At 42.2% G+C, this 7,455-nt stretch carries 8 protein-coding genes; 5 read left to right on the top strand and 3 right to left on the bottom strand.

Annotated elements, in window-relative coordinates; translation table 11 throughout:
- Positions 1 to 211 precede the first annotated feature (211 nt).
- Positions 212 to 1,675, top strand: coding sequence for a sensor domain-containing diguanylate cyclase (locus AB4496_RS20090; RefSeq protein WP_102258324.1), 1,464 nt, complete (start codon positions 212 to 214; stop codon positions 1,673 to 1,675).
- A gap of 90 nt (positions 1,676 to 1,765) precedes the next feature.
- Here the strand turns inward: AB4496_RS20090 and AB4496_RS20085 are convergent, their stop codons facing one another.
- The gene (locus AB4496_RS20085; RefSeq protein WP_009845500.1) at positions 1,766 to 2,020 is read right to left on the bottom strand and encodes a YgjV family protein; all 255 of its coding nucleotides are present in this window, start codon (positions 2,018 to 2,020) and stop codon (positions 1,766 to 1,768) included.
- Between the two features lie 268 nt (positions 2,021 to 2,288).
- Here AB4496_RS20085 and AB4496_RS20080 point away from each other — a divergent pair, with 268 nt between their 5' ends.
- The 3 genes from AB4496_RS20080 (at position 2,289) to AB4496_RS20070 (ending at position 4,727) form a co-directional block, all read left to right on the top strand.
- Positions 2,289 to 2,873: a DUF4136 domain-containing protein gene (locus tag AB4496_RS20080; RefSeq protein WP_009845499.1), complete on the top strand. Its 585-nt coding sequence runs from the start codon at positions 2,289 to 2,291 to the stop codon at positions 2,871 to 2,873.
- Positions 2,874 to 3,051: 178 nt separating this feature from the next.
- Positions 3,052 to 4,236: a D-alanyl-D-alanine carboxypeptidase family protein gene (locus AB4496_RS20075; RefSeq protein WP_017097507.1), complete on the top strand. Its 1,185-nt coding sequence runs from the start codon at positions 3,052 to 3,054 to the stop codon at positions 4,234 to 4,236.
- Positions 4,237 to 4,433: 197 nt separating this feature from the next.
- Positions 4,434 to 4,727, top strand: a complete 294-nt coding sequence (locus AB4496_RS20070) for a YkgJ family cysteine cluster protein (protein ID WP_012600484.1) — start codon at positions 4,434 to 4,436, stop codon at positions 4,725 to 4,727.
- Positions 4,728 to 4,778: 51 nt separating this feature from the next.
- Here AB4496_RS20070 and AB4496_RS20065 read toward each other — a convergent pair whose 3' ends face one another.
- The gene (locus tag AB4496_RS20065) at positions 4,779 to 5,675 is read right to left on the bottom strand and encodes a LysR family transcriptional regulator (protein ID WP_009845496.1); all 897 of its coding nucleotides are present in this window, start codon (positions 5,673 to 5,675) and stop codon (positions 4,779 to 4,781) included.
- A gap of 116 nt (positions 5,676 to 5,791) precedes the next feature.
- Between AB4496_RS20065 and AB4496_RS20060 the strand changes: the two genes are divergently transcribed.
- Positions 5,792 to 6,172, top strand: a complete 381-nt coding sequence (locus AB4496_RS20060) for a DoxX family protein (RefSeq protein ID WP_009845495.1) — start codon at positions 5,792 to 5,794, stop codon at positions 6,170 to 6,172.
- An 80-nt stretch (positions 6,173 to 6,252) separates the two neighbouring features.
- Here the strand turns inward: AB4496_RS20060 and AB4496_RS20055 are convergent.
- Positions 6,253 to 7,455: pseudouridine synthase (locus AB4496_RS20055; protein WP_372131730.1), on the bottom strand; the 1,203-nt coding region annotated here is incomplete at its 5' end.

Here is a 7,455-nt window from a genome sequence, read left to right as displayed (position 1 = left end):
GGGCTTTAGTATAAATTAAGTTATCAATTTAAACGTAAAATCAAAACGCCGAACTGAATCCAGTTCGGCGTTTTTGCTATAAGTCACAGATTGCACATGAAGGGCGCTATTAATATCGACTATCGTTCAGTAAAATAGATAAATGTGATATAAAACAGTCTGCTTATAAGAACATTAGCGTTACCTAAAATTTAAAAGCTATGAGGTAATTTTGAAAGTAAGACGTAAGTATATCCTCAACTTTTCCATCGTGTTGGCCCTAGTATCTCTGGTCCTCTCCGCTATTCAATTTAACCGAACCAAAGAATCACTTTTAGAGTCTAATCAATTCTTCTTCCGTACTATTGTAAACGCAAGCTACGACATCGTAGATACTACCGTTAACGAAGCTATTAAAACCTATCTCAAAGGTGTGACTGATACTGTCGCTTCTCACACACTAGGTGTCACTCCAGAACAAGAAGTTAAAGAAGTCATCCGAATTGCTAACGAATTGGTGATTGGAGAGTCAGGTTATATCTATTTGATGTCACCACAAGGTGTCCACCTGTATCATCCGTTTTTACAAGGGCAAAATCGCGCGCATTTAACCCATATTCAAACGCAACTGACCTCAAAGTCTGGAATGACTCAGTATTCTCATGCTAATCCACATGAAGTCGGCAAGCGTGCGAAGGTCGCGTATTCAGTGAGGCTACCGAGTGGTAATACATTGGTGGCGACCACTTATAAAGATGAACTCATGTACTTGGTCGATCTCGAAGCGCTTAAAGATAAACTAAGAAAGTATTCATATGGCGATAGTGGTTATGTATATATTGTTGATTTGCAAGGCGAGCTAGTCCTCCGACCCAATTTTGAACACGAACACTTGAAAGCCTTAATTGGTTATTCATCAGAGTTGCTCATCGATAAGGTCGTTGCTGAGCCTGAAGGGCATTTTAGTTACTCAATTTCAGATGACAACGGTACGACAAACAAAAACATTTTCTATAAGTTCTACCCATATCTGAATTGGATCATTTCTGCTGGAGTTTTGGAGCAAGAGCTCAATAAGAACCACAGTTTATTGCTAGTTAGTTTGATGACCTTGGTTATAAGTTTGCTTAGCATCATCGCCGTTTTGGTGCTTTACCTGCGGCACCGTCATTTAAAGATCTTAGATGTAGCTAGCTTAGATTATCTTACGGGGTTGAGTAATCGGCGGGACTTTATTTCTCAGGTTAAGATGAGAATTTTAGAGTGTTCGCCTTATCCGTTAAAAGGTGTTGGTATCATTCTTCTAGATATTGACCATTTTAAATCGGTAAACGATCTACACGGGCATAATGAAGGCGATAGAGTGATCTGTGCCGTTGCAAAAGTATTGAAGCAATTTGCAAATGAAAATCGTCTAATTGCTCGCTATGGCGGTGAGGAATTTATCTTTGTGACTTTTGATTGCAATGAATATCAATTGTACGAGTTGTCGGAAGAGCTTAGGCGTAGCGTCGAAAAAATTGAGGGGTTAGTGTTACCTGTAACGGTCAGTGTTGGGTGTCGCTATGCAAATGCACTGTTCCACATAGAAGGCACGATAGACCAAGCTGACAAAGCACTTTATCAAGCGAAAAAGAATGGACGCAATAACACACAGGTATACAGAGAGAGTCAATATCGTATTGTCTGTCATTGAAGTTTTCTAAAATTGATAAGCATGAAAAAGCCCAAATAGAACGTTCTATTTGGGCTTTTTTAGAATTGTTTGAAAGTGCTAGCCGTTAATCTAAGCTTTTGCTGCTTTCATCGCTTCATTTTTTTTTTCCTTTTGCATTTTTGCAAGGAAGTAGATGTTCACACAAGCGATGAAACCGTTGGTTGCAACCACTGGCCATGCATCAATCATAACGCCGTATGCTGTGAATAGAGTACAGCCAACAAAGTTAAGGACACGCAGACGCACGATATCTTTCATTGTTAATGAAATTGCGACCATAATAGATGCCGCGTAACCTAAAATTTCAACCATATTGAATTCCATTGTGTGACCCTCTTAAATTTGCCGATGCTTTATCGGTACCAATTCTTCTCTTCATGAGATGATTGAGGAAGCTCCGTGCCCCGAATGGTTTGGTTATGTTTAACTAAGTTTACTATACCGAGTCTATTTCTGTGGTTAAACCCCCAAAATGAGTAGAAGTGAAGGTTAGCGATTACGCAAACGTTTAATGATCTTTCTATTAATATAATTACTGTTTATGTTGAAGGTCAAATTGATAATTATTCTTGTATAGGAAAGGAAGCCGCGAATGATAAAACGATTCATATGTGCAACAAAAGGCGTAAATAAAGTCGCGTTGTTGGCTTTGATAGCGATTGGACTGACAGCGTGTACAACCAATGAAACGACTCCAACTCACAATTATGGCGTGGTGACCAGTGGTGACTTTGATTTCATGAAGCATGGGGTAGTCACGTACTCATGGCATCCCGAATCAGAGCAAGTGTACCTTTCTGAAAAATATGACAAGACGGTCGTCACTGATCTTGTACGCGAAGCGATTAAAGAACAACTTTCATTGAAAGGTTATCAGTTGAAATCCGGGGCTGGTGATGTCGTAGTGGGTTTTGGATTAGCTGAAGAATCTGAACTGAACGATGAATCGATCTTTGATGCGATTCAGCTATCTACAGGTGTGCCATTTTATAGTGATGATGGAAAGGTAAGCGAGAAAGGATCTTTGTATATTGCTTTTTTTGTTCCTAATTCGGAAGTTATACAGTGGCAAGCACTGGCGCAGTCTGGTATCCAACCTGATTTAGAGCCGAGCGAAAGCAAACAGCGGGTTATGGGCTTTGTTGAAATGTTATTTAGACGTATGCCCGAGAGGTAAAGCGAAGTGTTGAATGCATTCATTGAGTCAATCGTTTTTGTGCAAAAAACGGACAGGTCGCAGATTATACTTTTTTATTTGTAACGAACCGTACAAATACGTAAAGCAACGTAAAGTTCGCGCTTCTTTTGCTAGCATTTGTCTATACTGAACAAAACGTTAACTTAGGTTTAATTCAATGAAACGGTTCTCAAAATACTCTCTCCCTCTATTAAGTATGTTCATTGTAAGTAACGCAGCGATCGTAGCAAATACTGCTGTCGCGGCACCTTCTATAGTACCAAGCCCACCTAGCCTAGGCGCAAAAGGGTATGTGTTAATTGATTTTAACTCTGGTGATGTGCTGGTAGAAAAAAACGCACACACTAAGTTGAACCCAGCGAGTTTAACCAAGCTTATGACCAGTTATGTGGCTGGACAAGAGATGAAACGAGGTAACATCTCTGCGGATGATCAGGTGCGAATTAGCGAAAACGCATGGGCGAAAAACTTCCCTGATTCTTCAAAAATGTTCATCGAAGTGAACACTGATGTCGCGATGATGGATCTTTACCGTGGCTTGATTATTCAATCAGGGAACGATGCGAGTGTTGCGATTGCAGAACATGTTGCTGGCTCACAAGATGCATTTGTTGACTTGATGAACTCTTGGGCAGCTTCGCTAAAACTGGAAAATACCCATTTTGCGAATGCACATGGTTTAGATGCGGACGATCTCTATTCAACGCCTTATGATATCGCTCTATTAGGCCGTGCGATTATTCGCGATTTACCGGATGTGTATGGTTTATACAGCGAACGCTCGTTTAGCTACAACAAGATTACACAACACAACCGCAATGGCTTATTACGTGATAGAAGCTTGACGGTCGATGGCATGAAAACAGGCTACACCTCTGGTGCCGGCTACAGTTTAGCGAGTTCGGCGACACAAGGTGAGATGAGACTTATTGCGGTTGTGATGGGCGCATCAAGCGTTAAGAGTCGTGAGTCAGACAGCAAACAATTGTTGAGCTATGGTTTTCGTTTCTTCGATACGCTAAACCCTCATCAAGGCGGTGACCAAGTCGCTGAAGAGAAGGTGTGGTTTGGTGCTCAAGATACGTTGAAGCTAGGCGTTGCAGAAGATACGTTTATTACGCTGCCTAAGTCAGACAGCAAAAAGTTAACGGCATCGATTGAACTAATATCTGAACTGAAAGCCCCGATTTCAGAAGGCCAAACCTTAGGCGTTGTTCATTACACCGTTGATGGTGAAGATGTTCAAACTCAACCTTTGATCGCGTTGGAAGCGGTAGAGCAGGCTGGCTTGTTCAAACGCTTGATGGACTACGTAAAGCTATTTTTCGCTAGTCTGTTCTAAATCGAGGCTAGTCTGTTGTAAAGCGAGATAGTGGCGACAAGTCGCGATGGAAAACCATAAATAGTATGGGTGTTGTGAGTAAATCACAGCGCCTATTTTTATTTCTACATCAATCAAAACACTGCGCCGCACTATCTTTATTAGCCGTAGCGGTCGGTTTCGATTACTATACGCAAAATTTAGCAGCGTAGTCACTTATGACGATTGAGATAAAGAACGTAACCGAACCCGAAGTAACATGTGCTAATTGTCAGGCATGCTGTTGTCGTTTAGAGGTTATGATCATCACAGATACAGGCGTACCTGAAGAGCATATCGCTTATGATGAATGGGGCGGCGAAACGATGTTGCGACTCGACGACGGTTGGTGTTCTGCTGTAGATAGAGAAACACTGATGTGTACTATTTACGAAAACCGACCTTGGATCTGTCGTGAATTCGAAATGGCCTCTTTTGAATGTGTTGATCAGCGCAAGGATGTAATGGGTTAAGACTTTATCTTAGCTATCGATGTTAGTTGAGCTCTAACTGTTCTTAGAGCTTTAACTATTCCTTGCGCTCAAATACTTCGCAAGAAAATCGATAAACACTCGGATTCTTTGGGGCAAATAATCGCTCGCATGATACACCACGTACATTGGTAGCTGGTTATTACTCCAATCTTCCAATAACCTTTTTAGTTCTCCTTTCTCAACATACTCTTTGCCCATCCAATCCGGTAAAGCAACAATACCTAAACCTTGTCGAGCCATTTTAAGTAGCATATCTGGGCTATCTGAAGTGAATATTTGATTTACTTTAATGGTATTAGTTTTGTCGCTCTTGTCGGTAAAACGCCATTCATTCGCAGGGCTCATCAGGGAGTAGGTTAAGCATTGGTGTTCGCTCAAATCTTGTGGATACAGAGGAATCCCTTGTTTTTCTAGATAATCTGGTGATGCGAAGTAGTGAACTTTGTTGTTAAACAAGAAGCGTGCTTTTAGCCCTGAGTCTTTGAGTTGTGACGCGCGGATGGCAACATCAATATTGTGTTCATTAAGGTTGACGATGCGGTCATCGATGCTGAGGTTAATGCGGATACCTGGGTGCTGTTCAATGAAAGCTTGAAGCGGCTCACTGAGTAACATCGATGAAAAAGCACTTGGCGCAGATATCTTAAGCTCACCTTCCACGGATTCTGTTTCACGCTTGAGCCTACTTTCTATGGTAGACATCTCTTCGAGTAAACGGGAGCAATAAGTCAGGTAGTCTTTGCCTGCATGGGTTAGGGATATTTTGCGACTGTTTCGCTGAAACAGCGTCATTCCTAAATCACTTTCTAACCACGCAATCTTTTTACTTACGGCACTTTGTGTCACGTCGAGTTTATTGGCAGTAGCAGTAAAACTGTTCAGCTGCGCAGTTTCCACGAAGATACGAATACACTCAATTTTATCCATTCTAGTTGTCCTATATCTTGTACCTAAACCCAATCATTCCAAATTGGAATCCTAACTATCATAAAACTAGCATTTATCGTTCTATTTATGAATGGTTAAATGATTCCACTACGTTAATGATTCTTAAGAAAGGTGGCAACATGAGTACAGTAGTGAGTGTATTACTAGTGGTGTTCTTTTTATTGGCGAGTTCAATCAAGACAATTGCTTGGCAAAAGAAAGTGTTTGAAATCCAGCTTGGCTTTTTTAAAAGCTATGGATTAAATCGCGTCATCATGTTTCTAGTTGGCATGGTTGAGTTTACTGGAGCTGTATTGTTGCTCTGTGCTTTGGTTGGTTTAGCACCTGAACATACGCAACTGATGGGAGGTTTGATATTAGCGAGTACTTCACTAGGGGCGATTTACTTTCATTTGAGATTCGATACGTGGAAGGATGGTATTCCCGCGATGGTTACTCTGTTGGGTTCTGGCTTCTTGGTCATTGCATCGTACTAAGTTTATTCGACATGTAGCGATAGCTATGAGAGGCAAAGGAAATAAGAGTAGGGCACGAAGCCCTACCAAATGGAAACGGTTTAGAACTCAGAAGGCACTTCAAACTCGAGCCATTCACCGGTTGTTGGGTGAATCAGTTTTAAGTAGCCAGCGTGAAGGTGTAAACGCTCACGTTTGTATCCGTATAAGTCGTCACCACGAATCGGTACACCAAGGCCTGACGGGTGAGCACAGTGTACGCGCAGCTGGTGGGTTCGTCCTGTTTTAGGGTACAAGTGAACCTTGGTTTTGCCATTGTTGGTGCTGACCGCTTCCCAATGAGTTTCAGCATTACGTCCATGTTCATGGCAAACCAATTGTCTTGGTCTGTCTGTTATGTCGCCGCGCAAGGGCAAGCTGATATCGCCAGATTTGCCGTCGATTTCACCATCTAACAGAGCTATATATCGTTTCTCTACGGTTCTATCAATGAACTGCTTCTGGATGTGTTTATTGGACTCTGCGGTCAGCGCCAAGATCAATAAGCCTGACGTCGACATGTCCAATCGATGGATAATCAAAGGGCCTGTTGCATCGGGATAACGCGCTTTAATACGGGTATAAACAGAGTCTTCGATAAACTTACCAGGAACCGACAAGAACTCCTCGGGTTTATTCACCACCACGATCTCGTCATCTTCATAGACAATATCAAACGACTTACCAACCGCAGGGTTCACGATAAGCGGGTTCTCTTCTAATTCGATGCCGTTTAGCTGGTGGTCGAGGATCTCGAAGCTTTTACTTTGGCAAACCGGGTACAGGTTTGCGTGCTGGCGAATGACAGCCGTTGGAGGCAATCCCCACCAAAACTCAGACAATGCTAATGGCTGAAAGCCGTGTTCAAAAGCAAAATTAAGCAGCTTAGGTAGGCAGCAGTCGCCAGAGCCTTCAAGAGCGTCTTTGCCATCTAACAATTCAAGCAGGTTCTTTGATTCGAGAGCTTGGTTGTTAAAGCGATAATGAGACAACCGTTGCGCTTCTAATTCGGCTGAGATCGCTTGGTACTCTTGCTTGCGGCTCGTGAGTTCGCTTTCGATAGCATCAACTTGCGACTGGCGTTCTGCGATCTTTTGTTTCCACTCGATTCTAAGTGCTTTTAAGTCGCGTTTCTCTTGGCTGCTTTGATTGCCCAGTTGTTTGAGCAAATTCGCTGCTGACTCTAGATTCCCCAATGCCTTTTCTTGATTGGCTTGTTCTCTGAGTTCGTTACGCTGAGATTTGTTTGCTGCCAAGGCTAATTG

The sequence above is a fragment of the Vibrio sp. 10N.222.46.A1 genome (assembly GCF_041473595.1).
Taxonomy (GTDB): domain Bacteria; phylum Pseudomonadota; class Gammaproteobacteria; order Enterobacterales; family Vibrionaceae; genus Vibrio; species Vibrio tasmaniensis_A.
Note: the sequence above shows the minus strand (reverse complement) of the source record. Positions and strands in the feature narration are given on the sequence as shown.